22 protein-coding genes and 1 riboswitch are annotated in these 25,047 nt (G+C 63.3%); of the genes, 5 read left to right on the plus strand and 17 right to left on the minus strand.

Features of this window, described 5'->3' with window-relative positions; translation table 11 throughout:
* Window positions 1-57: 57 nt before the first annotated feature.
* Window positions 58-972, plus strand: a complete 915-nt coding sequence (locus tag VGE08_RS15965; protein ID WP_331068905.1) for a hypothetical protein — start codon at window positions 58-60, stop codon at window positions 970-972.
* 109 nt (window positions 973-1,081) lie between these two features.
* Here the strand turns inward: VGE08_RS15965 and folD (VGE08_RS15970) are convergent, their stop codons facing one another.
* From folD (VGE08_RS15970) to VGE08_RS15990, 5 genes are all read right to left on the minus strand, one after another.
* The gene (folD, locus tag VGE08_RS15970; RefSeq protein WP_331068906.1) at window positions 1,082-1,966 is read right to left on the minus strand and encodes a bifunctional methylenetetrahydrofolate dehydrogenase/methenyltetrahydrofolate cyclohydrolase FolD; all 885 of its coding nucleotides are present in this window, start codon (window positions 1,964-1,966) and stop codon (window positions 1,082-1,084) included.
* The gene (purU, locus tag VGE08_RS15975; protein ID WP_349258717.1) at window positions 1,963-2,829 is read right to left on the minus strand and encodes a formyltetrahydrofolate deformylase; all 867 of its coding nucleotides are present in this window, start codon (window positions 2,827-2,829) and stop codon (window positions 1,963-1,965) included. The genes folD (VGE08_RS15970) and purU overlap by 4 nt, the downstream gene beginning before the upstream one ends.
* A gap of 106 nt (window positions 2,830-2,935) precedes the next feature.
* A complete protein-coding gene (ahcY, locus tag VGE08_RS15980) occupies window positions 2,936-4,354 on the minus strand; it encodes an adenosylhomocysteinase (protein ID WP_331068908.1) in 1,419 nt (472 codons plus the stop codon).
* 14 nt (window positions 4,355-4,368) lie between these two features.
* A riboswitch (S-adenosyl-L-homocysteine riboswitch) is annotated at window positions 4,369-4,461 on the minus strand.
* 78 nt (window positions 4,462-4,539) lie between these two features.
* Window positions 4,540-5,727, minus strand: a complete 1,188-nt coding sequence (metK, locus tag VGE08_RS15985; protein ID WP_331068909.1) for a methionine adenosyltransferase — start codon at window positions 5,725-5,727, stop codon at window positions 4,540-4,542.
* Between the two features lie 29 nt (window positions 5,728-5,756).
* The gene (locus VGE08_RS15990; protein ID WP_349258718.1) at window positions 5,757-6,686 is read right to left on the minus strand and encodes a carbohydrate kinase family protein; all 930 of its coding nucleotides are present in this window, start codon (window positions 6,684-6,686) and stop codon (window positions 5,757-5,759) included.
* A 308-nt stretch (window positions 6,687-6,994) separates the two neighbouring features.
* Between VGE08_RS15990 and VGE08_RS15995 the strand changes: the two genes are divergently transcribed.
* The 3 genes from VGE08_RS15995 (at window position 6,995) to folD (VGE08_RS16005) (ending at window position 10,566) form a co-directional block, all read left to right on the plus strand.
* Window positions 6,995-8,017, plus strand: a complete 1,023-nt coding sequence (locus VGE08_RS15995; RefSeq protein WP_331068972.1) for a diguanylate cyclase domain-containing protein — start codon at window positions 6,995-6,997, stop codon at window positions 8,015-8,017.
* Window positions 8,018-8,109: 92 nt separating this feature from the next.
* Window positions 8,110-9,657, plus strand: a complete 1,548-nt coding sequence (locus VGE08_RS16000; protein ID WP_331068911.1) for a malonyl-CoA synthase — start codon at window positions 8,110-8,112, stop codon at window positions 9,655-9,657.
* Between the two features lie 15 nt (window positions 9,658-9,672).
* Window positions 9,673-10,566, plus strand: a complete 894-nt coding sequence (gene folD, locus VGE08_RS16005; protein WP_331068912.1) for a bifunctional methylenetetrahydrofolate dehydrogenase/methenyltetrahydrofolate cyclohydrolase FolD — start codon at window positions 9,673-9,675, stop codon at window positions 10,564-10,566.
* A gap of 102 nt (window positions 10,567-10,668) precedes the next feature.
* Here the strand turns inward: folD (VGE08_RS16005) and VGE08_RS16010 are convergent, their stop codons facing one another.
* Window positions 10,669-11,196 (minus strand): MarR family winged helix-turn-helix transcriptional regulator, encoded by a 528-nt coding sequence (locus VGE08_RS16010; protein WP_331068913.1) that lies wholly within the window; start codon window positions 11,194-11,196, stop codon window positions 10,669-10,671.
* 430 nt (window positions 11,197-11,626) lie between these two features.
* On the opposite strand from VGE08_RS16010, the gene VGE08_RS16015 reads away from it, so the two are divergent.
* Window positions 11,627-11,854 (plus strand): hypothetical protein, encoded by a 228-nt coding sequence (locus VGE08_RS16015; protein WP_331068914.1) that lies wholly within the window; start codon window positions 11,627-11,629, stop codon window positions 11,852-11,854.
* A 17-nt stretch (window positions 11,855-11,871) separates the two neighbouring features.
* On the opposite strand, the gene VGE08_RS16020 is transcribed toward VGE08_RS16015, so the two are convergent.
* The 11 genes from VGE08_RS16020 to VGE08_RS16070 all read right to left on the minus strand — a co-directional run bounded on the left by VGE08_RS16020 (window position 11,872) and on the right by VGE08_RS16070 (window position 25,046).
* Window positions 11,872-14,586 (minus strand): phosphoenolpyruvate carboxylase, encoded by a 2,715-nt coding sequence (locus tag VGE08_RS16020; RefSeq protein ID WP_331068915.1) that lies wholly within the window; start codon window positions 14,584-14,586, stop codon window positions 11,872-11,874.
* Between the two features lie 319 nt (window positions 14,587-14,905).
* Window positions 14,906-15,235, minus strand: coding sequence for a hypothetical protein (locus tag VGE08_RS16025; RefSeq protein WP_331068916.1), 330 nt, complete (start codon window positions 15,233-15,235; stop codon window positions 14,906-14,908).
* Window positions 15,236-15,437: 202 nt separating this feature from the next.
* Entirely contained in the window at window positions 15,438-15,932 is a 495-nt protein-coding gene (locus VGE08_RS16030) for a ClpX C4-type zinc finger protein (RefSeq protein ID WP_331068917.1), read from the minus strand.
* Between the two features lie 212 nt (window positions 15,933-16,144).
* Window positions 16,145-17,065, minus strand: a complete 921-nt coding sequence (locus tag VGE08_RS16035) for an AgmX/PglI C-terminal domain-containing protein (RefSeq protein WP_331068918.1) — start codon at window positions 17,063-17,065, stop codon at window positions 16,145-16,147.
* Window positions 17,066-17,080: 15 nt separating this feature from the next.
* Window positions 17,081-17,647, minus strand: coding sequence for an ExbD/TolR family protein (locus tag VGE08_RS16040; RefSeq protein ID WP_331068919.1), 567 nt, complete (start codon window positions 17,645-17,647; stop codon window positions 17,081-17,083).
* Window positions 17,644-18,165, minus strand: coding sequence for a biopolymer transporter ExbD (locus VGE08_RS16045; RefSeq protein WP_331068920.1), 522 nt, complete (start codon window positions 18,163-18,165; stop codon window positions 17,644-17,646). The genes VGE08_RS16040 and VGE08_RS16045 overlap by 4 nt, the downstream gene beginning before the upstream one ends.
* A 43-nt stretch (window positions 18,166-18,208) precedes the next feature.
* The gene (locus VGE08_RS16050) at window positions 18,209-18,913 is read right to left on the minus strand and encodes a MotA/TolQ/ExbB proton channel family protein (RefSeq protein WP_331068921.1); all 705 of its coding nucleotides are present in this window, start codon (window positions 18,911-18,913) and stop codon (window positions 18,209-18,211) included.
* Window positions 18,914-19,062: 149 nt separating this feature from the next.
* Window positions 19,063-19,578, minus strand: a complete 516-nt coding sequence (locus tag VGE08_RS16055; protein WP_331068922.1) for a hypothetical protein — start codon at window positions 19,576-19,578, stop codon at window positions 19,063-19,065.
* Window positions 19,575-20,288 carry a tetratricopeptide repeat protein gene (locus VGE08_RS16060; protein ID WP_331068923.1) on the minus strand — a complete coding sequence of 238 codons (714 nt, stop codon included), beginning with the start codon at window positions 20,286-20,288 and terminating at the stop codon, window positions 19,575-19,577. Before VGE08_RS16060 ends, VGE08_RS16055 begins: the two co-directional genes overlap by 4 nt.
* Window positions 20,269-23,097 (minus strand): tetratricopeptide repeat protein, encoded by a 2,829-nt coding sequence (locus VGE08_RS16065; protein WP_331068924.1) that lies wholly within the window; start codon window positions 23,095-23,097, stop codon window positions 20,269-20,271. Before VGE08_RS16065 ends, VGE08_RS16060 begins: the two co-directional genes overlap by 20 nt.
* A complete protein-coding gene (locus tag VGE08_RS16070) occupies window positions 23,094-25,046 on the minus strand; it encodes a tetratricopeptide repeat protein (RefSeq protein ID WP_331068925.1) in 1,953 nt (650 codons plus the stop codon). The genes VGE08_RS16065 and VGE08_RS16070 overlap by 4 nt, the downstream gene beginning before the upstream one ends.
* Between the last annotated feature and the right edge of the window lies 1 nt (window position 25,047).

The raw sequence follows: 25,047 nt of genomic DNA on the forward strand, positions 1-25,047 counted from the left end.
TGCGCAGCACTCGCGCAAAGCCCCGTGGCCACCCGACTGGTGTAGTCTCGGCGTGCCATGACCCCGACGGAGCCTGTCAACGTCGACGAGACCCTGCGTGACGCGCTATCGCAGGGAATGGCCGCGACCGAGCTGTGGTCGCTGCTGCTTGCGGTGTTCGAGCGCCGGGCCGCGCAGCGCACGCCCGCGCTGGTTCGTCAGCAATGGGAAACCGACAGGTTCGTGCAGCCGTGCGCTGTCGATCAACGCACGCTGAATCAGCTCGACTCGCACTTGCTGGCGGCAGCAGCCGATTTCGAGGCACTGGAACTGTCGCCGCTTGCGCCACTGGCAACGTGCTCAGCAGTGGCCTTGACCAGCCAGAACAGGATTGTGTCCACGGCGCGCGGGACTGAGGTGGTCTCCGACCCGACCAACGCGCTGGCATTGGAATGCGCCAGGCGATTGCGAGCCGCACCCGATGCAGTGGTGAAACTCACCACCTCCCATCGATGCGTTCGCGCCCAGGCCGTGCCCAAACGCCCGGGATTCGCGGCGCACTTCCGAATGTTCTGCCTGGCAACGGCAGGCCACGAGCGAAAGGATCATGCCTTGGTGACCGAGGCGCTGACGCACCACATTCGCACCCACATCGCAGCGCTCGACCGGCTGGAAAAGCACGGTTATCACTTTCCGGATCGCCGGCTGCGCCTGCTGGCGACACCAGAACGTTTGCATCTCGCGCAGCGCATCGCGGCGGCCATTCCGGAAATTTCAGCTGCGATCGAACCGCTCGAGCACAAATACTACGATGGCTTGCGATTCATGCTCGACGCGGGCACCCCGGACGGCAATCCCATGCCATTGATCGACGGTGGCGCGTTCGACTGGCTGCATCAGCTCACCGCCAACAATCGCATGGTCTTCGTCGGCAGCGGCATGGGCTCGCAACTCGCGGCGGTGATGTTCCGCCGCGTGGCGATGCTGGCTTAGGCGTGACCAGCGGTTGGCGGTTAGCGGTTAGCGGTTAGCCAGAAAAGAGCTGAATACTGCCCTAACCACCAACCGCTAACCGCTAACCGCCAATCACTGGCTTAGGGAATCAGGCTCGGCGCCGGAACGGCGAAGTTGTCGCAGTCGCGGCGCGCTCGGCGGACAGGATCGTGTTGTGCAGGAGCATGGTCACCGTCATCTGGCCGACGCCACCCGGCACCGGCGTGATGTACGACGCCTTCTCCTTCACACCTTCGAAGTCCACGTCGCCGACGATGCGGCCGTCGGGCAGACGATTGAAACCGACGTCGATGACGACCGCCCCGGTTTTCACGATCTGCGGCACGATCAGGTTCGGCACCCCGGCCGCGACCACCAGAATGTCCGCGAGCAAGGTGAAATTGCCCAGGTCGACCGTCTTCTTGTGGCAGATGACCACCGTCGCATCCTGCTGCATCAGCATCAGCGCGGTGGGCTTGCCGACGATGTTGCTGGCGCCCACCACCACGACATTGCGGCCTTCGACCGGAATGTTTTCATGCTCCAGGATCTTCTGCACGCCATAGGGCGTGCACGGCGAGAACACGGTATTGCCCGTGACCAGCCCGCCCATGTTGTACAGATGGAACCCGTCGACATCCTTCTCGACCGAAATGCGCTCGAGCACGCTGGACACGCGGATGTGCGGCGGCAGCGGCAGCTGCACCAGGATGCCGTGAATGGTGTCGTCGTTGTTCAACTGCTCGATATGATCGAGCAGTTGCTCTTCGCTCACGGTCTTGGGCAGCTCGATCAGCTCGGAGCGGATGCCCACTTCCCTGCAGCCGCCGATCTTGTTGCGAACGTAGGACTGCGACGCCGGATTGTCGCCGACCAGGATGACGGCCAACGCCGGCGTCAGACCGTAACGAGACCTCAACGCATCGACGCGCGCGTGATATTCCGCCCGCAGCTTCTTTGCGATCGCCTTGCCGTCGATGATCTTGGCAGTCACTTCAGCACCACCGTCTTGTTGCCATTGGTGAACACGCGGCGCTCCGCGTGCCACTTCACGGCCCGATTGAGCACCACGCTTTCCAGGTCGGCGCCGATGTTCACCAGCTCTTCGGCGGTCTGGGTGTGGTCCACGCGCGCCACTTCCTGCTCGATGATCGGACCTTCGTCCAGATCCGTCGTCACATAGTGGGCCGTCGCGCCGATCAGCTTCACACCGCGCGCATGCGCCTGGTGATAAGCCTTGGCGCCCTTGAAGCCGGGCAGAAAGGAGTGATGGATATTGATGGCCCGGCCGGCGAAATATTCGCAGGCTCGCGGCGTGAGAATCTGCATGTAACGCGCCAGCACCAGCAGCTCGCCGTCGACCTTTTCGAACAGCTCGATGATGCGCTGTTCCTGCTCTTCCTTGCGGCCATCGATCACCGGCAGATAGTGATAAGGCACACCGTGCCACTCGCTGAGACTGCGCATGTCCTGATGGTTGGACACCACCGCTACCACCTCGATGGGCAGCGTGCCGGTGCTCCAGCGATGCAACATGCTGTTCAGGCAGTGGCCGTGCTTGGACACGGCCAGCACGGCGCGACACTTGCGCCGCGCCTCGTAAAACCGGTAGCGCATGCCGAAGCGCTGCGCGACGTTGCTGGAGAACGCCTCGTCCAGCTTCTGCAACGACGGCGCGCCCTGGCCGTTGTCATGAAACACCGTGCGCATGAACGACGTGTCCGAAATCGGATCGTCGTAGTGCTGAGCCTCGGTGATCAGACAATTGTGGGCGGCCAGAAAGCCGGACACGGCTGCCACGACACCGGTGGTGTCGGGGCAGGCCGTGGTGAGGACCACGCTCGGCGCCTTCTCCACACCGGAACCTCGACCGATACCCGGAGCTACGGCACGGGACACGGAAGGCAGGTTCGCGGAGGGTATCGAGCCGTCGGACATGGTCATCTCCTGTGATGTCGTCGTTTTAATAGCGGTAGTGATCCGGCTTGTACGGCCCGGCCTTGTCGACGCCGATGTACTTCGCCTGCGCATCGGTCAGCTCCGTGAGCTTCACACCGAGCTTGGCGAGCTGCAGCCGCGCCACCTTCTCGTCCAGGTGCTTGGGCAGCACATAGACGCCGACCGGGTACTTCGCGGTATTCGTGAACAGCTCGATCTGCGCCAGCGTCTGGTTGGCGAACGAGGAGCTCATCACATACGACGGGTGGCCGGTTGCGCACCCCAGGTTGACCAGGCGCCCTTCGGCCAGCAGGATGATTCGCTTGCCGTCCGGGAAAATCACATGGTCGACCTGCGGCTTGATGTTTTCCCACTGGTACTGCTTCAGCGACGCCACGTCGATCTCGTTGTCGAAGTGGCCGATGTTGCAGACGATGGCGTTGTTCTTCATCCGCTTCATGTGATCGTGCGTGATCACATGGAAGTTGCCGGTGGTGGTGACGAAGATGTCGCCATATGAGGCGGCCTCGTCCATGGTCACCACGCGATAACCTTCCATCGCCGCCTGCAAGGCGCAGATCGGATCGATTTCAGTGACCACCACGGTGGCCGACAGGGCGCGCAGTGCCTGCGCCGAGCCCTTGCCCACGTCGCCGTAGCCGGCCACGACCGCGACCTTGCCGGCGATCATGACGTCGGTGGCGCGCTTGATGCCGTCGACCAGCGACTCGCGGCAGCCATAGAGGTTGTCGAACTTGCTCTTGGTGACCGAGTCGTTGACGTTGATGGCCGGGAACGCGAGCTTGCCTTCCTTCGCCATCTGGTACAGCCGCTTCACGCCGGTGGTGGTCTCTTCGGTCACGCCCTTCACTTGTTTCAAGCGCGTCGAATACCACTTCGGATCGACCTTCAGCCTGGCCTTGATGGCGTTGAACAGGCAGGTCTCTTCTTCGCTGCCGGGGTTGTTCAGCACGCTGCTGTCGCTTTCCGCACGCGTGCCCAGATGCAGCAGCAGCGTCGCGTCGCCGCCGTCATCGAGGATCATGTTCGAGTAGCCGCCATCCGGCCATTCGAAGATGCGGTGGGTGTAATCCCAGTACTCATCCAGCGTCTCGCCCTTGTACGCGAACACCGGCGTGCCCTTGGCGGCGATCGCGGCGGCGGCGTGGTCCTGGGTCGAGAACACATTGCACGAGGCCCAACGGACCTGGGCGCCGAGCGCCTGTAGCGTCTCGATCAGCACCGCGGTCTGAATGGTCATGTGCAGGGAGCCGGTGATGCGGGCTCCTTTCAGGGGCTGGGACTTCGCGAACTCTTCACGGATGGCCATCAGACCGGGCATTTCGGTCTCGGCGATCAGGATTTCCTTGCGTCCCCAATCGGCCAACGACAGGTCGGCCACATGGAAATCACCCGTGGATGCAGGCTTGGCGACTGCGCTCATACGTTTCTCCGTCATGTTGGAGGGCGCCGTTGCCTCAAGGCCAAGCGAACCGAGCCTGGCAGGTCGTGGGCAGAACGCCTCAAGCTGCTGCAGCGCCCCTCGGTTCGCGGGGGCGGGATTCTAACGTAAAACGCCGGGCCCGACGATCAGTCGGACCCGGCGTCTGGCTCGATACACTGTATTCGTCAGCCGTTGGCGGCGCGCTTGACGCCCGCGTCGGCCGCCAGCAGCTCGGCCTTGTCGGTCTTCTCCCAGGTGAATTCCGGCTCTTCGCGGCCGAAATGGCCATAGGCGGCGGTCTTCTGGTAGATCGGACGCAGCAGGTCGAGCATCTGGATGATGCCCTTGGGGCGCAGGTCGAAGTGCTTGGCGACCAGCTCTTCCAGGCGCTCATCGGACACTTTGCCGGTGCCGAAGGTGGTCACCATGATGCTGGTGGGCCTGGCGACGCCGATAGCGTAGGACACCTGCACCTGCGCCTTGGTGGCCAGGCCCGAGGCGACGATGTTCTTGGCCACATAACGCGCGGCATAGGCTGCCGAACGATCGACCTTGGAAGGGTCCTTGCCGGAGAACGCGCCACCGCCGTGCGGTGCCGAGCCGCCGTAAGTGTCGACGATGATCTTGCGGCCGGTCAGGCCGCAGTCGCCCTGCGGACCGCCGACCACGAAGCGGCCGGTGGGGTTGATCAGGAAGTTCACTTTCTTGCCGATCATCTCCTTGGGCAGCACCGGCTTGACGATCTCTTCGATCACCGCCTCGGTGAGCTGCTTGTGCTCGATGTCCGGGTGGTGCTGCGTGGACAGCACGACCGTGTCGATCTCTTTGGGCTTGCCGTCGACGTAACGGATCGTGACCTGCGACTTCGCATCCGGGCGCAGCCAGGGCAGTTTGCCCTGCTTGCGCAACTGCGCCTGGCGCTCGACCAGGCGATGCGACAGATAGATCGCCAGCGGCATGTGGCTCGGCGTTTCGTCGCAGGCGTAACCGAACATCAAGCCCTGGTCGCCGGCACCCTGGTCCAGGTCGATGCCGCGCCCTTCGTCGACACCCTGCGCGATGTCCTGGGACTGCTTGCCATACGCGACCAGGACCGAGCAGCCCTTGTAGTCGATGCCGTAGTCGCTGTTGTCGTAGCCGATGCGCTTGATGGTATCCCGCACCACGGCCTGGTAGTCGACGACCGAGTTCGAGGTGATTTCACCGGCAAGCACCACCAGACCGGTCGTGCACAGCGTTTCGGCGGCGACCCGCGAATATTTGTCCTGCGCCAGGATGGCATCCAGCACCGCGTCGGAGATCTGGTCCGCGACCTTGTCCGGATGGCCCTCGGAAACCGATTCCGAGGTAAACAAAAAGCTGCTGCTGCTCATTAAGAAAGTCCTATGTCCCGAAGCGAATGCTAACCCGTCGCGAGTGACAGCGGGGTACCAAAATTCTCCCGATAACGGGTAACGAATTCGTCCCTATCGAAGCGGTGGTTTTGCGTGCCCCGCGATTCGATCTTGATCGCGCCCAGCAACGAGGCGATGCGGCCGGTGGTGGGCCAATCCAGGCCGTGCAGCAGGCCATACAGCAGACCGGCCCGGTAGGCATCGCCGCAGCCGGTGGGATCGACCACCGCCTTGGGCCTGGCCGCGGGGATGGCGATCTCGCCGCCCCGAGTGTGAATTACCGAGCCTTCCGCGCCTCGCGTCACGATCAGTGCCTGCACGTGATTGAGTATTTGGGCTTCGCTCCAGCCGGTGCGCTGCTGCACCACCTGCCATTCGTAATCGTTGAGCGCCAGATAGGTGGCCTGGGTGATGAACGTCTTGAGGGCCTCGCCGTCGAACAGCGGCATGGCCTGGCCGAGATCGAAAATGAAAGGAATGCCGGCGGCGGCGAACTGCGCGGCGTGACGCACCATGCCCTCGCGCCCATCCGGCGCCACGATGCCCACTTTGACGCTGCGCTCGGCTCGCGCCAATTCGTCGCGCGCCTGGGTCACTTCGTTCAGATGCGACAGCTGCATGGCGCCGGGGTGGAACGCCCAGATCTGGTTGTCATCCAGGTCGGTGGTCACGAAGCCCTGCGCGGTGTGCTCGGCTTCGATCACTCGCACGTAGTCCGTGGGAATGCCGTTATCGCTCATCCATTGCAGGTATAAACCGGCATCGCGGCCAACGGTGGCCATGAGATATCCCGTGTCGCCCAGCAGCTTGAGGTTGTAAGCGATGTTGCCGCCGCAGCCGCCGAACTCGCGCCGCATCTGCGGCACCAGGAACGACACGTTCAGCATGTGAATTTTGTCGGGCAGGATGTGATTCCGGAAACGGTCCTCGAACACCATGATGGTGTCGAAGGCCACCGAGCCGCAGATCAAGGCATGCTGACTCAAACGTCGTATCTCCTCGAGGCCGCGGGAATCGTCGGATAGGACCGTGCCGCACGTCGGCGGCGGGCGACGTTTGGAGCGCCGGAATTGTAGGCGAACCGGCCCGCCAGTAAACCTGTTCGTGCCGCTGAGGGCGACATTGCACCCCATTTTTGGACCACAGGCCTTTTTGCGCCTTGGGCGGGTGAACCTGTAGGACGGTTCAAGCGTTAACCCGGCGCCAAGGCGGGTTCCCCGCCGCGCGGGAGGATGGTTTGATCAACGTGGAGCCTCGCAACCGCTACGATCGCTCAGCCGATGCCGGAACGTCGCCAGGTGACGACGGGCCGCAGGTCGTCGCGGGATTCGATGCGGCGGCGTCCGACACGCGGGGCGCCTCCATCCTCATCGTCGAGGACGAAGGGATCGTGGCGCAGGATCTGATGGAGGCGCTCACCCGGTTGGGCTACCGCATCTGTGGCGTGGCCAGCGAAGGTGCCGAGGCGGTGGCCATGGCCACGCAGCTGACCCCCGAGATGGTGGTCATGGATGTGAGCCTGCGCGGCGACATCGACGGCATCCAGGCGGCACGCATGATGCAGGAGCACTCGCATGTGCCCATCATCTTTCTTACCGGACATCGCGACAGCGAGACGCTCCAGCGCGCGGTCATGACCGGGCCGCTGGGCTATCTCATCAAACCGTTTCATGAGGACGAGCTGCGCTGTGCGATCGAGGTCGCGATCCACAAGCATCGCGCCGAGCAGGCAGTGCGCGAGCGTGAGGAAGAGCTGCGCAGAAGCGCCGAGCTGCTACAGAACCTGACGCTGATCGACGAGCTCACCCAGTTGCGCAATCGCCGCGGATTCTTCGAGCTTGCCCAGCAGGCGTTGAAGGTCGCGCAGCGCGAGCACTATGCGATGGGCGTGTTCTTCATGGATCTGAATGGGTTGAAGCGCATCAACGACACACTCGGCCACCGGGCTGGCGACCAGGCGCTGCGTGACACCGCCGTAGTGCTACGAGACACGTTCCGCAACTCCGACATCCTCGCGCGTATCGGCGGTGACGAGTTCGTAGCCATGGCTCACGTGCACTCGACTCAGGACCTGCATGCCTTGAGCGGCCGGCTCCGCGAGCATCTGCAGATTTTCAATCAGACCCACCGTCGCCCCTACCCGCTGAACATCAGCGTGGGCATGACGCTGGTGGACATTCCCACCGAAGACGACCTGGAGTCACTGCTGGCCCGCGCCGACGCGGCCATGTACGAAGAGAAGCGTGCGGTGTCCCGCCGCGGCTATTGATCTCTATACCGAGCCCGCCAGACGCCCCGAGGCATCACGTGGGGCACGAGCGAGTATCATGGGCGCCCTGATTCCGTCCATGAGACTTGCCGATGTCGAACGCCGTTGCCGCCGGGGACCCGTCACGGTGGCTGGAAACCGTCGCCGCTGACGATCCACAGCGCCTGCTATTGGAAACGGACCAAGGCCGCCGCCTGAGTTACGGCGAGATGTTGGCGCTCACGCGCCGCGTGGCCGCCGCGCTCGCCTCCTTGCAGGTCGCCCCGGGCGATCGAATCGTCGCGCAGGTCGAAAAGTCTCCCGAAGCCGTTGCCCTGTATCTCGCCTGCCTGCAACTCGGCGCGACGTTCGTTCCTCTCAATACCGCCTATACCTTCGCCGAGCTCGAGTATTTCCTTGGCGATGCGGCGCCGAGCGTCGCCGTGGTGCGGCCGGCCGACCGGGAACAGATACTGCCGATCGCGCAGCGCTGTAGCGTCCGGCACGTAGAGACGTTGGACGACGGCCATCAGCGCGGCGGCTCTCTACTCGAGATCGCAGATCGGCTGCCAACGGACAGCTGCGTGCTCAGCGGCTCCCATGAACCTTCGTCATTGGCGGCGCTGCTCTACACCTCTGGAACCACGGGCCGTTCCAAAGGCGCCATGCTGACCCGATCGAACCTGTCCTCCAACGCGGCGACGCTGGCAGGAGCCTGGCGATTCACCGCAAGTGACGTCTTGCTGCATGCCCTGCCCATTTTCCATGTGCACGGCCTGTTCGTAGCCATCAACACCGTGCTGGCATCCGGCAGCTCGATGCTGTTCATGTCCAAGTTCGATGTGGACCAGGTGGTCTGCCTGTTGCCGCGGACTACCGTGATGATGGGCGTGCCCACTTTCTATACACGGCTGCTGCAGCATCCAGGCTTGAGCCGGGATGTAGTGCGCAACGTGCGCTTGTTCGTTTCCGGCTCGGCGCCGCTGCTGGCCGAAACGCATCGCGAGTTTCAGTCACGCACCGGACACGCCATCCTGGAACGGTACGGCATGAGCGAGACGCTGATGAACACGTCCAATCCCTATGAGGGTGAGCGCATTGCCGGCTCGGTCGGCCCGGCGCTGCCCGGCGTGGAGGTTCGCATCACCGATCCGGAGAGCGGCGCGACGCTGACCGGGCCCGATACCATCGGCATGATCGAGGTGCGCGGGCCGAATGTTTTCTCCGGCTACTGGCGCATGCCCGAGAAAACCGCCGCCGAATTTCGCAACGACGGCTTCTTCATCACCGGCGATCTCGGCAAGCGCGATGCGCGCGGCTACATTCACATCGTTGGCCGCGGCAAGGACCTGATCATTACCGGCGGCTACAACGTCTATCCCATCGAAGTGGAGCTGGAGATCGACGCCCTGCCCGGCGTGAATGAAAGCGCCGTCATCGGCGTGCCGCATCCCGACTTCGGCGAAGGCGTCACCGCGGTCGTCGTGCCCAAAAAGAATGCCACGCTCGATGAAGCCGCCATTCGCGCCGCGCTCGAACAGCGGCTGGCCAAGTTCAAATTGCCCAAGCGCGTGGTGGTGCTCGACGAGTTGCCGCGCAACACCATGGGTAAGGTACAGAAGAGTGCGCTGCGCGAGCGTTATCGCAACCTTTATAAATAAACAGAGAGATTCTCCATGACCGCCACCCTGATCGATGGCCGCGCTGTGGCCGAACGCCTGCGCGAACGTGTTGCCGCCCGCACCGCCGAGCTGGCCAGACACGGTCTGATTCCTGGCCTGGCCGTGGTGCTGGTCGGCGACGATCCGGCCAGCCAGGTCTACGTTGGCAGCAAGACCAAACAAGCCGCGGCCGCCGGGCTGAGACATTTCGATCATCGCTTGCCGGCGACCACGAGCACCGCCGAGCTGATTGCGCTGGTGGAGCGGCTGAATGCACAAAGCGACGTGCACGGCATCCTGGTGCAGTTGCCTTTGCCGCCCGGCGTGGACAGCGCGGCGGTACTGGCGGCGATCGATCCGAACAAGGACGTCGATGGCTTTCACGCGGTGAACGCGGGCCGGCTGGCGCTGGGTCAGGACACGATCGTGCCCTGCACGCCGCTGGGCTGCCTCATCCTGATTCGCGAAGTCACGCGCGATCTGGCCGGCAAGCGCGCGGTGGTCGTGGGCCGCTCCAACATCGTCGGCAAACCCATGGCGCAATTGTTGTTACAGAACGATTGCACGGTAACGATCGCGCACTCCCGTACGCGGGACCTGCCGCAGCTATGCCGCGAGGCCGAGATCCTGGTTGCCGCCATCGGTCGGCCCAAGGCCATCGCCGGCGATTGGATTCGCCCCGGCGCCATCGTGATCGATGTCGGCATCAATCGGATCACCGGCGCGGACGGCAAGAGCAAGCTGGTGGGCGATGTGGATTTCGAAACCGCCGTAGCGCGCGCCGGAGCGATCACACCGGTGCCCGGCGGCGTCGGGCCAATGACCATCGCATGCCTGCTGATGAATACAGTGAACGCGGCAATCCGCTCGAGCAGTCGCGACGTCGGCCCGCTCATCGGCTTGTCTTGAGCGCCAGCTAACGAGACGGCCAGCCTGACGCTGCGCGTTTACCTGGGCTGATACGTCGAGGGCTCGCCGGCGGGGCGAGCCCGTTGGCACTCGGGCGGGAAACTACTCGGCGTCGCCGGCGCCTTCGGCGTCACCGATGTTGGCCGACAGCTTGTCGATAATGGAATACAGAGCGACGCGCTCCGGCTGACTCAACGCCAGCAGCATGTCGGCCTGGCGCTTGCGTGCCACCGGTAGCACTGCCTTGTATAAAGAAGTGCCCTTGGGCGTGATGGACACCATCACCGGCGCCGCCAGCGCCTCGGTCGAGCGCGAACCGCGATCCCGGATCGCCTTGGTCTTGGTCAAGCCGCGAGACGCCATGACTCGCAAGGTCCGGCTCACCTGTCCCTTGTCCATGCCGCTGCGCGCGGTCACCTCCGAGAAGCGCATCGGCGCAAAGCGCGCCACCAGTGCGAGCAGGCGCCACTCGGGCAAGCTCAAGCCGAACGATTCGAGATACGGCTTGGTGAGATTGGTGCGCAGGGAGTTCGACAGGCGCGTCAATCTAAACGTGAGGAAGTCCTCCACGTTCAGATGCGAGCCACTGCTCGATACCTTGGACCACGGAGAGGTTGTCTTGCTGGTCATCCGTTGACGCGACTTCTTCTGCGGAGCTTTCACTTACGTGCCGATTCGGCTGTGGCCGAAGAAATTGGGAGGACGCGGATTCTGCCGCAAGCAGTCGCGCTTGAATAGAACGTTGCATCAAGGAATGTTGTAAACACCATTTCCGGAACGCATCAGGCGCGTTATGCAAACACAGCTGCAACGCGCGCGCGGCGGAATGTTTCTGCGCGAGAATTTGCCGTGATTTCTTGGTCTGCCTGTTGTCGGCCGCGGCGCCGGCAGTGACAATTTTTGTCCATTCGCGCCACGCCACATGCTATCTGCCTGTTTGCACGCTGCGAATCGCAAGTGACGTTTCCTGACCACGCGCCTTGGCCGGGCACGCAGGAAAAAAGTGATGCGGCGATAAAAACGGACTGCTATCGTCCGGCGCGCTCGTCAGGAGCGCTGCATGCTACAACCAGAGGCCCAAGCGCGCGTTCTAGAAGAATGGTTCCGGCTACCGGAATCTCGTCGGTCGCACGCCACCGACGCGGTCGCTTTCGCGTTCAGGTTGCTGCAAGACCGGCCGGAAATGTTCGGCCGCAGCCGTGAGCGCGCCGAAGTCGATCACGACATGATCGTGAACTGGCTGCTTCCCCACCTGAAATCCGCAGATCAGCTCGTCTGGCGGCGCTAGTGCCTGAACGCAGGCGGTCAGGCGCCCTGCAACGCCTGGCTGATGCCGCTCACCGTGGCCAGCAGCGCGGACAGCAGCTCTCGGTCTTCCCGCTTGCCGGCGCGCCAGCGCCGCAACAGATCCACCTGAACCAGGTGCATCGGGTCGATGTACGGGTTGCGCAGCATGATGGAACGTTGCACGGTGGGTGCGCCGTCCAGCAATTGCTCGCAGCCGCGAATGTTCAGTACCTGCTGCTTGGTCAGCTCGTACTCGGCGCGCAGCACCGGTATGAAGCGACGATATTTTTCCTCCACCAGCTGCTCGTAACTCCGGGCGATGTCCAGGTCGGCGCGCGCCAGCGACAGCTCCACATCGTCGATCAGGTTGGTGAAGAAGAACCAGTTTTCGTACATATCGCGAAGCGCAGTCTCGCCCAGCGTGCGACTCGCCAGCGCCAACGCCGAACCGGCGCCGAACCAGCCCGGCATCATGTAACGACACTGCGACCAGGCATGCCACCAGGGAATGGAGCGCAGCGCCGCGATCCCGACCCGCTCCAGACGCGACACCGGCCGGGAACCGATCTGCATACGCTCCACCACGTCGATGGGCGTCAGCTGACAGAAGAATTCATGAAATTCGGCCTCGTCGTATACAAGGCCGCGATAGACGCGGGAGCTTTCGTTGGCCAGCAAGTCCATGGCTTCGCGCCAGTGCGGCTCCACTCGCTCCGGCGGCATCACGCCCGCGCGCGATAGCGACAGCGCGTTAAAAGCCTGCTCGAATACACGCAGCGCGATGGGACGCAGACCGTACTTCTCATTGATCAGCTCGCCCTGCTCGGTGATGCGCAGCCGGCCGCGGCGCGCGCCGTCCGGTCCGCTCCTGACCAGCACTTCGGTGCGGCCGCCGCCGCGGTCGATGCCTTCGGCCTGGCCGTGAAACAACGTCAAATCGACGCCAGCGGCATCGGCCGCCGCGAACAACGATTCCTGCGCCTGACGGATCAACCAGCGCGAGCGCACGATGCCGCTCTCCTTGTTGCTGGCGGAATAACCGATCATCACGTACTGATGATTCGCGCGCCCCTTGAGGTGACGCTTGTAGACGGGTTCCTCGAACAGCTGCTTCATCATCTCGCCGCAGCGTTGCAGGGACTCCGCCGATTCGAACATCGGCGCCACGTCAGTGGGCACGTCGCCGGTGCGGCGGTCGGCGGTGTCGGCCCAACGGGCCAGCAATAGCACCGACAGGACATCGTCGATGCCCTGCGTCCGGCTGACGACGTAGGCACCGATGGCATCCTCGCCGTAGCGATGGCGCACGTGGGCAAGCGCTTCCAAGACCCAGAGGCTGCGCTTGCCGCTGGCATCGAGCACGTTGGTGGGGCCTTCGTCGCGCTCCAGCGCCTCGCGCAGTCGTGCGATGCGTGCCGTACTGTCACGCTTGATCCATTCGGGGTCGTGGAATCCGTGGCCGATCACGGCACGGTGGGCGAACGCGTTCTGGCGGATATCCAACGTCGCCAGATGAAAACCGAAAGTGCGAATGCGCCGGATCAAGCGGCGCACCTGGAACAGACCGGCATGCTCGCCCTTGTTGGCTCGCAAGCTGTCCGCAATCAGATTGATATCGCCGAGGAATTCGTTGGCGCTTTCGTAGTGGTTGGCGCGGCCTTCATAGGTCGCGCGCAGCCGTTCCATCACCTGCCCGAGAAAAACCCGGTAGGGCATGCGGTCGTGCCGCACCGGTGACAAGCTGCCACCGGAGCGCAACAACAACGAATAGTGCTCGATGCGGGCCGACAGCTGCGCCGAGACGCCAACGCGCGAGGCACTCTGCGAGAGCGCTTCAGCTAGCGATTTGCACTCCAGGAAATAGTTGTTGACGATGATCTGCTGATGACGGGCAACGGTTTCGCGCAGCGTCTTGGCATGCACGTCGGGATTGCCGTCCATGTCGCCGCCCACCCACGAGCCGAAGCGCAGGATCTCGGGCACTTCGCGCTCCCGCGCCTCCGGACCGTAGACATGCTCGAGCGCCGCCTCGATCTCCTCGTAAAAGATCGGCACGATCTTGTAGAGCACCTCGGCGATGAAAAACAGAACGTGCTCGCGTTCGTCGGCCACCGTGAGCCGCTCGCGCGAGTTCTCGGCGGTCTGCCAGCCGGAGGTGATTTCATTGCGAATGCGCTGCCAGATCACGCGGGTCTCGTTGGCGGTAGGGTCCAGCCCCAGCCGTCTCAACAGCAGCTGCGCGATCCTCTGTTGTTTGCGCAGGATGGTGCGGCGAGTGGATTCGGTGGGATGCGCGGTGAACACCGGCTCGATCCACATCTGCAACATCAGGCGCCATACGTCTTCCAGCGACAGCCCGTGCTCCTTGAGCTTGCTGATGGCTTCGAGCACACCGCTGGGCTGCGTCTTGCCTTCGTTGAAATAGGCGCGGCGGCGGCGGATGCGATGCACCTTCTCCGCCATATTGACCATCTCGAACCACGTCGAGAACGCACGGACCAGGTCGCGCGCCAGTTCGGGAGGCACGTTGCGGGTCTGTTCGGCCAGCTCACGGGCGCATTCCTTGTCGCCTTCACGGCGCGCGATGGCGTTTTGCCGGTCGGTCTCCACGGCTTCGAACAAGGTGTCGCCGCCCTGCTCGCGAATGACTTCACCGACCAGCACGCCGAGCATGTGTACGTCTTCCCGCAGATCGGCGTCTTTTTGCGGAAAGGATATGTCGGAGCGAGGCATGGGGGCCGAATGGTACTCGGGATCGGGCCTCGGCCACGACCCCCAGGCGAACGATCAAGCCATGCGCGCGGGAAATGTCTTGAGCAACGACTGCTTGCAGGTCGTGCTGGCGCTCGACTCTAGCCTCGGCAGGCTGCTATCGGCCGGGATGGCCAGGGTTGTTGCGTGTCCTCGATTTCCTGCCAGGCTCCCAGACGCACCTGATTCCGCCGGCACCAGCTCATCATCGGCGCCGCCGCGAAACCGGCCCATGAGGTTGGCCCTGAATGCCGGCCTGGTTGGAGTGGGGTATGGCGCTGATACGATCCCACCAGGGCAATCAAGCCAGGGCTTGCACGGTGCGAGCGTAGGCCGCGCGCATCAATCCTTCGATGGCCTTCTCGGTGCGTGGCGCGAGCAGCAGCCGCAACGTGACATCGTTGGATGGCCGGGAGGGATCGTCGATCAGGATCTGCTCGATGAAGCGCGTGACCCGGTGCTGGATCTCGTTGATGAAACGCAGCTTGAACGGATCGATATCCTGCTGCCCGCCCGGCCCGTAGAAATTGCGCGCCTCCAGCGTCAGCTCGTACATGAAATGCGTCATGAAACGCGCCTGCTCGATGGACGAGAGCTCCGAGAAGTTCCGAATCTCCGATTCGATGTTCATACAACCCTCCCTGCTCATCATCATGGGCAGGCTGCCGGCAGGCAAGCCGAGGCGTTGAACGGTCCACCGGCCCGGACGGGCGGTTGCGCCGGCAAACCTGTGTCACATTCGCGCCGTCATTTTATATATGACGCGCCTGGCGGATGTGACGGGCCGCTCATTCAGCCACGCATTCCTCGTCGCAAGATTTCGCAACAGCGGATCAGTTGCCGATGACGTCGTCATCGTCGATCTGGAAGTCCTCGTAGAACTCCTCGACGCAGCCGCGGCAGATGGTGGCTTGCGGCCCCTCGATCAGGCCCTCCACTTCGAACGGCCGCCTGCCGCAGAAGGAACATTTCAAGCCGGCGGTTTCCGAGTCATAGAACGCCAGCGCTTCCTCGACGGTGACATTGGTGTCGATCCAGCGCTCGCCCACGCCGGGATAGTTGCGCTCGACTTCCCGCTTGGCCTGCTCGACGGTTTCGGCACCGCAGGCGCCCAGCGCGATCCATTCCTCGTCGCAATGAAACACGCGCGGCCCGATGTGTCCGGCCAGGCCCACCGCGATCGCCACCCGGGGCACCGCTTCCCGCGGCTCGTTTTCGGTGAATAGTGGCTCGCCCGGGTTGGCGCCGAAATAAGGAATGTCATCCACGAATGCATACGAGACCACACGGGCCGCGTCGATGACGGGAGGGGGCGGGTTGCGTTTCATGATTGACACCAAGACTCGCACCGACCGCAGCGGCCTGCAATAGACAGTCTTTCACGGCGCCATCACGGGAACCTGTGCGTCGGAGCAGCCGTTTACATTGCTACGGATCGATTTCAGCACTGTCGTGCTCGATCCGCCCGTGAGCTTATCGAGAACAGGACGGAATCTGTTCCAAACAGATCCGTCCTGTTCGAGTCCTGGTTGGGGCGGGGTCAGCCGGGGAGGAATTCGAGCGGCTTGGTAACGGTGATCGTAGCCACGTCCTTGGCCTCGAAGCGGAACGATTTCACGCGCGCCACGATCTTTCGCTCCAGTTCCGGATCGTTGAGGTCGCTGGAAATGATTTCACAGCGCGAGATCGAGCCGTCGGGCTGAATGGTCACTTCCAGCACCACCTTGCCCTGCAGCTCCGGCCGGTCACGCAACGCGCGCTGATACAGCGCGTCGACGGCGCGAGTGTTGCGAGCAAAGACCAGCGCAATTTCCTCTTCGCTGCGGCTGGCTCCTCTGTTACCAGTGCCACGCTGCACCTTGTTCTCCGCCTGCTGAGTCAGCACGGCGGAAGTCACTTGCGTCGTGGTGTGACCTGTGAGCGCACCCTGGCCGCCACCATAGCCACGGCTCAAGGCCGCGGTATTGATACCGCCGCTGCTCGCGCCCACTTTCGATGTCAACAACGAACGTTCCGAACGCGTCGCTTCACCCACCTTGCCGGTGAGATTCTTGGTCTGCGCCGCCTTGTCGAGCACGGAGTTGTCACGCAAGTCGGCGAGCTGATCCATCACATTCGCCATGGACCGCTCGGCGCGCTCGCGAGCGCTCGGCTGCGGCGGTGTCGGCTTCGGCTGCTCCACCGGCTTGATCGTCTCGGGCTTCTTTTCTTCGAGCTTCGGCGGCGGGGGCGGCGGAGGCGGCGGCGCCTTCTGCTCGATCACCAGCTTGACGATGCGATCGGGAATGTCCGGCGCTTTCACGAACTGTTTTTCGGGCACCGGGATCAACGGAATCAGCACGGCCAGGATGGCGAACACGATGAACGCGTTGCGCACCACCTTGCGGAAGCGTGCCTCGACCTCCTCGGTCGGCGACCAAGGCAGATCGTATAGACGATAGTACGGGGCGAGTGTGCTCATGAGTGGCCGCGCTCCTCAGCTACCCACCGCACCGGAGAACGTTGCCGCCCGCGCGCTCGCATTCGGCGCAACCACCGGGCCGGCGCCTTCGCGCTCCACGACGGCCAGCGACACCTTGCCGTAGTCAGCATCAGTGCAGGTTGCCATGATCTTGCGCAGCACACTGTACGGCGTGTCCTTGTCGCCCATGATGGTCACTTCCCGATCCTTGATGTCCTGCTTGGCCGCATCCACCAGCACCGTGTCGGCCTGGCTCTGCAATGCCTGCTTGAGCGGCTGGATCACCGCGTCCTTGGCGGCGATCACATCGCTCACCTTGGCGATCGCGCGGCCGTCGACCAGCAGATCTTCCTTGGTCACCATCACCACCACGCTCGGCCGCGGCTTCTTGTCCGCGATCGATTGTGGAATGGCGATGGCCTTGGTGTTCGGCAGGATGTCCACGTCGGAGTTGTGCACCAGCAGGAACACCGTGAGGATCATCAGCATGTCGATGAACGGCACCAGCGTCATGTGACCGGCGGCTTCGGCGCCGGCGCTGTGCTGGCGCTTGCGATGGCGCTTGATTCGAGTCGGAGTCATGACTGTTTCTCTACGGCAGGGGCGTCTCCCACGGACACATCCGGGAACAGCTCGCCGAAGGTCCAGCTCTGCTCGCCCACGCTGAAGACACGGACCGTGTCCATCACCTGCACCAGCGTGTCATAGGCGATCTCCTGTTCCAGCAGGATGGTCGCATCGGTCTTGTCGGGATACTTGGTCTTCACCAGCTTCAGATAGTCCTGCAAGGCGGTGAGATCGTAGCCGCCGTCGGTGGAAGGCACGGTCTTGAGCAGCCCGGTGCCGCGGTCCGCGACCTCGATCTTGTCCTTGCGAACGATCACTTCCAGGTTCAACCCCTCGGGCAGGTCCGGCACCGCACTGTCGGCGCCCGGCAGGTTGAGCTCCAGGATGTTGGTCTTGGTGAACACCGCGGTGAAGATCAAAAAGAACACCAGGATGATCATCATGTCGATCATCGGCACGACATTGATCTCGTGGCGGCCGCGGTAGCGCGCATGATTGCGCGTCACTCGCCGCTGTGCCTTGGACTGAGCCATGGTCTATCCCTTGATCTTTCCCTGGGTGGTACCGAGGTGATACTCAGGCCATGCCGTGCGCGGCGCGGCTGCGGGGCTGTGCCGGCGCGAGATCGTCGTGACCGACCTCCACGTCCTGGCGGCGCTCCACCACCGAGTTCATGAACTTCACCGAGGCGATCTCCAGGCTGTCGATCATCTTGGTGGTCTTGGCTTCCAGGAACATGTGCGCCAACAGCAGCGTGATGGCGACGAACAGACCAGAAGCGGTGTTGTTCATGGCCACCGAGATGCTGGCGGCCAGCAGGCTGGCCTTTTCCGCCGGATTGGCCTGCGCGATCGAGGCGAACGCCGCGATCAGGCCGATGACGGTGCCGAGCAGACCGGTGAGCATCCCGATGTTGGCCAGCGCCGAGAGATAGTGAGTGCGCTTCTCCACGCGCGGAATGATTTCGAGCAGGCTCTCGTCCATCGCCTTCTCGACATCATCGCGGCGGCGGGCGCTCGCCAGGCGGGCAATGCCGTAGTTCAGCACGGTCGCGATCGAAGACTTGGACTTGGAGGTGATTGCCACCACCTGTTTGAAATTGCCGCTGTTGATCAGCGGCACCACCTGCGCCCACACGCGGCGGTTCTGCGTGGTCTCGTTCGTGAGATAGATGAAGCGCTCGACGGTGATGGCGACGCCGACCACGAAAATGGCGGCCAGCGGGTACAGGAAGAATCCTCCCTCGCGGAAGAAATTCACCATGAAGTGAACGAGTTCCATCGTCAATGACTCCTATGCGGTGCGTAGCGCAAAAACAAAATCGGTTGTGAACCATCGGCGCCGCGGCTACGGCTTCGAGCACGCGAACGCTTGCTGAATACTCTGTTGGCCCGGCTTTATCGCCCTTACATAAACACGTGTGCTGCGACCTACTTCTCACTGCGCTCAGCTGGCGAAGGCGGGCCGTCGGCGCCACCGCCGCCCTGGGCCGCGATTGCACCGTAGTAGGTCACTTCGCGACGAAAAACGTCACGATCAACCGGCGTGAGCGCCTCATCCAGCAAGGTGTTGAAGGGCTGCGCCGGCAGGTCGCCCAGATCGGACTTCTTCCACGGCACGATGTACAGCACCTTGGGCAGCTCGCGATTGCCGGTCACGACTGTGGTGTCGAGTTCCAGCCGGTCGCTGCGCACGACTGCTTGCGGCCCACCGGCTCGCTGCGAGGTCGTGGACGGTTGCGCGCTGGGCTGCGGGTCGCCGGCGGACGATCGTGTAATCGTGGTCTTACTGGTATCGACCGCCGGGCCGGCGGCAGCTACCGCTTCGGACAACGTGCCAGCTTCGCGAGCGCCCGCGGGCTCTTCGGCCGCGAGCGCCACGGACACAATCAAACTCAAGCAGATGAGCGGCAGAGTGCAACGCATGGCAGGGCTCGGTGGGCTCATTCGGCGTCCTGATCGTTGGCCTGGCGATTGGCAGCGTCATTAGTTTGGGCACTTCGCGGCGCGGCGCCGATCCGTTTCCGCAATTCGGTGACCCAGCCATTGACCTTCGCATCCGGCGACTCGGCCAGCGACAAATAACGCTCGTAGGCTTCCAGCGCGCGTTGCGGCTCCAGCAGATACAAATCGCACAGCACGCCGAGGTTCAAATACGCCAGCGCGTAATTCGGATCGATCTGCACCGCGCGCGTATAGGCTTCGTCCGCTTCCTTGAAGCGTCCGAGCTTGCGATACACGATGCCGAGCTGATTGAAGGCCGCGGCGTTGTTGCCGTTGCGAGCGATGGCATCACGAATGGCTTGCTCCGCTTCGTCCAGCTTGCCGGCCTTGGCGTGCAGGATGCCGAGATTGAGCAGCGGACCGGAATAGGCCGGATACGCGGCTGCGAGCGAACGGAAGCTCTGCTCCGCCTGCGCAAGATCGCCGGAGCTCATCTGCGACACAGCACGCTCGAACTGTTGCACGGCCTCGGCAGGCAGCACCGGCTCGGCCGGAACCGCGCCCGCCTGTTCGGAATCGCGCTCGACGACGCCGCCCGATCCTGTCGGCGTGGAACCGCAAGCCGACAGCAACAGACCCAGCAGCGCGCCGAGCAACAGCCCGCGCGGCGAGCGATGTCTCGAGTCAGCGCTGTTATGGCAAGGTCGGCACATAGTCTTCACTGATCTCGGTCTTGGCGTAGCGCGCCGGCACCAGCTTCGCCAGCACATCGAAGCTGCGCTGGACCCATTCGTCGTACACGCCGTCGCCAGTGCGCTGGGCATTGGCCTCGTGCAGCTCGATGGCCTTTTCCTCGAACGGGAACGCCTGCTCTTCCAGCAGCACGTCGTACTGTTCCCGGGCCTCCTCGTCGAGATTCTTGGGCCGTTCCGAGCTCATCAGATCCGCGCCCAGCTGACGATACAACTCCGCCATGCCGAATGTCGCCTGGGTGGTGACCTCGGCGACGCCGTAGTCCAGCGCCTGGCCATAGACCGCCAGGGTCCTTTCCATGGCGTCGCGCTTGCTCTTCAAGGACTTGTTGAGCGGCGCGGTCAGTTTGATCGCATTGAACAATGCGACCGGGCCGGCGGCGGTTTCGATCGTGGCCTTGGCGGCCAGATACTTGCTGCGATCGGTGCGCGCCGCGCCGGCGGCTTTATCGGCACGAATGATTTCATCCAGCCACTGCGAGCGCGTCTTCACGTCGTTCTGCGCCTTCGCCATGTCGGCAAGCTTCTGGCGCGCATCCATCGCAGCATCCAGCGGCGTCGGGTATTGCTTCACATAGCTGGCGTACAGGCGGCCCGCATTGGTCGGTGACCCCGCCTTGTCATAGAGCTCGGCGGCTTGCCACAACGCAGCGCGCCGCACTTCGACCGGCTCCTCGGCGCGCGCGGCAACGCGTTCCAACTCGGTCGCCGCCTGCGTGCCGCGGCCCAGCTCGAGATAGGCGACCGCGAGCGAGCGCGTCGCATCGGGCACCAGCTCGTGATTGGGATAGTTGCGACGGAATCCTTCGAGCACCTGTGCGGCCCGATCCCATTGTTTGTTTTGCAACAGGATGCTGGCGGCATCGAACTCCGCGTTGGAGCGCGCTTTGGAATTCGGCGCCAGCACAGCCACGCGCAGGAAGTCATCGACCGCGCCAGTGGCATCGCCAGCTGTGCGCTTGGCTTCCGCCTGTTTGTAAATCGAGGCGGCAATGCGCTCTTCGATACCAGAACGATCCGGATCGTTGGCGGGGAGAAAGCCCTGCACACGCACGTAGGCGGACTCCGCTTCCGAGAAGCGGCCGCGATCGAACAGCGAATGGGCCAACAACGTGGTCGCAGTGCGCTGCAATTTGAGATCGACCGGAGGATTGCGCTCGAGAATCAGCGTCGACACTTCGATCACGCGATCGAAATCGTTCAGCGCGAACAGGTCTTCATCCGCTTTGGTCTGCACGCGCGCCGATTCGGGATGCTCGGGGAAGCTGGTCGCAAACATCAGCGCGCTCTCGATGCCCTGGCGGTGCCATAACGCCTTGGACTCGCCCTGCAAGGAGGGCTCGTGCTTCTGATAAGAGACCAGCGCGGCGTAGCCGGCCGCAGAAGACCTGGCGTGCGGCGGATAATCGTAGGCCGTCGTTTCGTACTCGCGCGCCGCTTCGGCGAAGCGGCTGGATTCGAACAATACATTGCCCAAGGTAAAGCGGTTCGCGGGCGCTTCCGGGTCCTGCGGGAACGAATCCAGCATCGCGCGATACCAGCGTGCCGCGGACGCATAGTCCTCGGCCTTCTTTTCCTTCTGCGCCAGCGCGTAGTGATACTCAGCGAGGTCCTTCTGATTGGACTTCAACTGCGCGGCCACTTCAGGCGCATCCTCGACCGTGCGCCCGCTCCAGAATTCGGAGCCGAACGCATAGCGCTCGACAAACGATTTCTTGCCTTCTATGACCAGCGACGCGAATCCGCCCTTCGAGTACGCCTCGATGGCGCGCACCTGGAGCGACGGCGCGTAACGATCGCCGGGGCGGCGCTTCGCAAATGCCTCGTATGCCAACGCCGCGTCCGTGTACTGTTCTTTCTCGATATAAAAGTTGCCCAACGCCTCGTACAGCTGATGCACATACGGAGGATCGCCGCGCGACGTCAGCGCTGCATCGAGCGAATCCGGGCCATCCATCTGCGAGTAAGTGATGGCAATGGCACGCAAGGCGTCGTCGCTCAGCTCACGCTCGGGACGACTTAGACTGTTACGCTCACGCAGGCGACCGTCCTGGACCAGCACTCGGTCGAGCATGCGCAGGAACGCCGCCACGCTCTCTTCACCGAGCGATTGTTTGAACAGCGACCAGCCGAGCTTGTAGAGCCCCTGCTCGAAAAAGCCGGTATCCGCGCCCGGCGTGGTCACCGCCACATACGCATTCTCTGCCTCGCGATAGCGCTGCAGGTTGAACAGAACTTCACCGCGACGGAACTGCGCCTCGATGAACCACTGGCTGCGCGGGTAGGTCGCCACCAGCTTGTCGAGCACACTCAGCGACTTCTCCAGATCGCCCTTGGCCTCATAGGCGCGAGCCAGCTGATACATCACAGTGTCGTTGCGCTCGTAATCCTGATAGGACGACAGCAGTCCTTCGTACAGCTGCACCGCTTCGTCCACCGCGAGGCCACCGAACTCGGCTCCTTCGGCGCGACCGCTTTCGTCGACTTCGACCTGCAAATCGCCCAGACGGCGCATGGCCTCGGCGCGCAGCTTCTGGTTCTTCGATTCCAGCTCGAGAAAGCGCCGGTACTGCTCGATGGCCTGTTCGGTTTTCACATCGCTCGGCGGATCGGGATCGACCTTGACCTCTTTCCTCTCGAGGTCACGGATGGTACGTGCCGGCGGCCTGAAACCCGATTCCGCTGCAAATGCTGGCGCGGCAATGGCGCTCGACAACGTCACCGCGATCAGCAGGCGCAGCTTGTGAGATTTGTTGACCGGAGGGCTCATTGCGCGCCTCCCTTCTCACTGCCGATCTCGCTGCTGCCGCTATCCGCGCCGTCGTTGGAGCGGCCGCTGGTCGCCGCCTTGTCGTAAATGGAGGCGAGCGCGAAACGAGCCTGCACCGAGTACGCTGCCAGGCGCTGCTTCTGCGTTTCCAACTCCTTGATGGCGACCGCGGCAAGATAGCGATTCTGTGCCTGCGCGGTCGCTTCGAGCCGCGCACTCAATCCATCGATTCGTGGTGGCAACGTCGCGACACGACGGGCAAACTGGTCGGTGCGCGCCGGGTAATCTTCGCGTGCGCGTTCGACCAGCACCGAGCGGCGGCGTGCTTCTTTATATGCAACATCCAATTCACGCTGCTCCTTGCGGGCGCGCCACAGACGCGCCTTGTAACTGGCGTTGAAATCCCACAACAGCTTGCCGCGGATCAGGCGCGCCTTCTCGCGCATCTCCTGCACCATGGGATCGTTCTGGTCCGCCCTGGCCAGCACGGCCTCGATCCGCTGGACCTTGGCCCATTGTTCCTGCTCGCGCGCAGTGGCCAATGCCGCCACGTCGTTGTCGCGCTCGGCGGCCGTCAGCTTCAACTCCAGATCGTTCTTTTGAGCTTCCAGGCCGTCGAAGTCGACGGTGTCGAGCGTCTTGCGCAACCCCGGCTGACGCTGCTCGAAGGCGCGGCGGCGCGCGTCCACCATGTCTTCGAATGCCTGCACGCTCAACGACCAGGTGGCGAGATTGCGCTGCATGAGCCGCAGGTCGCGATAGTTCTTCAAGCCTTCCTGGAACTCGTGGGTCGCCAGCAAGTGATACAGATAGCGGGTCTCGGGCGCGTCCGGCAGGTTCTGCAGCTGCCAGTACCAGCCCACCTGGTCGGCCTCGTCGTTCTCGATGATGGCATCGAGCAGCTTGCCGTCGCGGATCGCCTGGATCGATTGATCGATGCGCTGTGATTCCTTCGCGAACGCTTCCACCGCGGTTACATACTGCTGGGCCGCCTGGCCCGTAGCAGCGAGTTGCGCGTAGGCATAAGGAACGGCGAGATACGACTCTTGTACGGCTGCATCGAGGATGTCGCGATCGCGCAGTTCCATCCACGGCGCGAGCGCCCTGTTGAAGCGCTTCTCGGCGGAGTCCGCCCAGCCGACCGCGAGCAGTGCCTTGTTGGACTGCGGCCCTTCCAGGCGCACCCGCTGCAATACTTTCTTCGCGTCCTCGGGACGATTCGCCTTCAGCCAGGCGAAGCCGAGCGCGAGATTGGCTTTGTCACGCAGAGCCGCCAGCTCTTCGGTGGGCACGGCGATCTGGCCAACGTCATTCAACAGCTCGGCCGCTTCCTCGACCCGTTCCTGGCGCACCAGCGCCACGCCGATGTTGAAGCGTGCGTACGACGACCAGACATCGGTGTGATCGCCGACCGGCTGCCATCGCTCCAACGCGCGAATCGCTTCGTCGTAGCGGTTCAGATACATCAGCACCTGCGCTTCGAGCAGATGCCGCTCGGGCTCGAGGTCGCCCGGCAGCGCGCCGCGAATCGAGCTCAACGCGGTGGCGGAATCTTCCAAATAGTTGCGCTGATACCAGACCTTGGCGAGGTAGAACCAGGCGCGGTTGCGCACGTCCAGCGGCACGTTGTCGTTCAACAATGCCTTGAAGATCCGGCCGGCCTCTTCGTGCTGGCCGAGCGACAGATACAACCCGCCCTTGAGCAGCTCGGCCTCGACGCCGTGATGGGTGATGCGATTGAAATCCTGCGAGGCGCCGAGGCGCGTCAGCGCCTGCATGTAGTCGCCCTGATAGAAATAAAAGAGCACGTCGCCCCAGTGCAGGTCGCGCACGACCTGGGGAGTGCCCACCAGCGACCGCGGCTCTGGGGGACGTTCCTTCGCGCCGGCGCACGCCGCGCCAAGCGCGAGCGCCACCGCCGCCAGCAGTTTGTTACATCGGCCCGGCACG

It is taken from the genome of Steroidobacter sp., assembly GCF_036406195.1.
Lineage (GTDB): Bacteria > Pseudomonadota > Gammaproteobacteria > Steroidobacterales > Steroidobacteraceae > Steroidobacter.

What these genes read in the sequence shown, in the direction of transcription:
- VGE08_RS15965 (WP_331068905.1), top strand. Translation starts at nt 58, where the DNA reads ATGACCCCGACGGAGCCTGTCAACGTCGACGAGACCCTGCGTGACGCG.
- VGE08_RS16050 (WP_331068921.1), bottom strand. Translation starts at nt 18,913, where the DNA reads ATGGAACTCGTTCACTTCATGGTGAATTTCTTCCGCGAGGGAGGATTC.
- VGE08_RS16010 (WP_331068913.1), bottom strand. Translation starts at nt 11,196, where the DNA reads ATGACCAGCAAGACAACCTCTCCGTGGTCCAAGGTATCGAGCAGTGGC.
- folD (WP_331068912.1), top strand. Translation starts at nt 9,673, where the DNA reads ATGACCGCCACCCTGATCGATGGCCGCGCTGTGGCCGAACGCCTGCGC.
- VGE08_RS16060 (WP_331068923.1), bottom strand. Translation starts at nt 20,288, where the DNA reads ATGTGCCGACCTTGCCATAACAGCGCTGACTCGAGACATCGCTCGCCG.
- VGE08_RS16030 (WP_331068917.1), bottom strand. Translation starts at nt 15,932, where the DNA reads ATGAAACGCAACCCGCCCCCTCCCGTCATCGACGCGGCCCGTGTGGTC.
- VGE08_RS16065 (WP_331068924.1), bottom strand. Translation starts at nt 23,097, where the DNA reads ATGAGCCCTCCGGTCAACAAATCTCACAAGCTGCGCCTGCTGATCGCG.
- metK (WP_331068909.1), bottom strand. Translation starts at nt 5,727, where the DNA reads ATGAGCAGCAGCAGCTTTTTGTTTACCTCGGAATCGGTTTCCGAGGGC.
- VGE08_RS16040 (WP_331068919.1), bottom strand. Translation starts at nt 17,647, where the DNA reads ATGACTCCGACTCGAATCAAGCGCCATCGCAAGCGCCAGCACAGCGCC.
- VGE08_RS16000 (WP_331068911.1), top strand. Translation starts at nt 8,110, where the DNA reads ATGTCGAACGCCGTTGCCGCCGGGGACCCGTCACGGTGGCTGGAAACC.
- VGE08_RS16025 (WP_331068916.1), bottom strand. Translation starts at nt 15,235, where the DNA reads ATGAACATCGAATCGGAGATTCGGAACTTCTCGGAGCTCTCGTCCATC.
- VGE08_RS16020 (WP_331068915.1), bottom strand. Translation starts at nt 14,586, where the DNA reads ATGCCTCGCTCCGACATATCCTTTCCGCAAAAAGACGCCGATCTGCGG.
- VGE08_RS16035 (WP_331068918.1), bottom strand. Translation starts at nt 17,065, where the DNA reads ATGAGCACACTCGCCCCGTACTATCGTCTATACGATCTGCCTTGGTCG.
- ahcY (WP_331068908.1), bottom strand. Translation starts at nt 4,354, where the DNA reads ATGAGCGCAGTCGCCAAGCCTGCATCCACGGGTGATTTCCATGTGGCC.
- VGE08_RS16055 (WP_331068922.1), bottom strand. Translation starts at nt 19,578, where the DNA reads ATGAGCCCACCGAGCCCTGCCATGCGTTGCACTCTGCCGCTCATCTGC.
- VGE08_RS15990 (WP_349258718.1), bottom strand. Translation starts at nt 6,686, where the DNA reads ATGGTGTTCGAGGACCGTTTCCGGAATCACATCCTGCCCGACAAAATT.
- VGE08_RS16045 (WP_331068920.1), bottom strand. Translation starts at nt 18,165, where the DNA reads ATGGCTCAGTCCAAGGCACAGCGGCGAGTGACGCGCAATCATGCGCGC.
- VGE08_RS16015 (WP_331068914.1), top strand. Translation starts at nt 11,627, where the DNA reads ATGCTACAACCAGAGGCCCAAGCGCGCGTTCTAGAAGAATGGTTCCGG.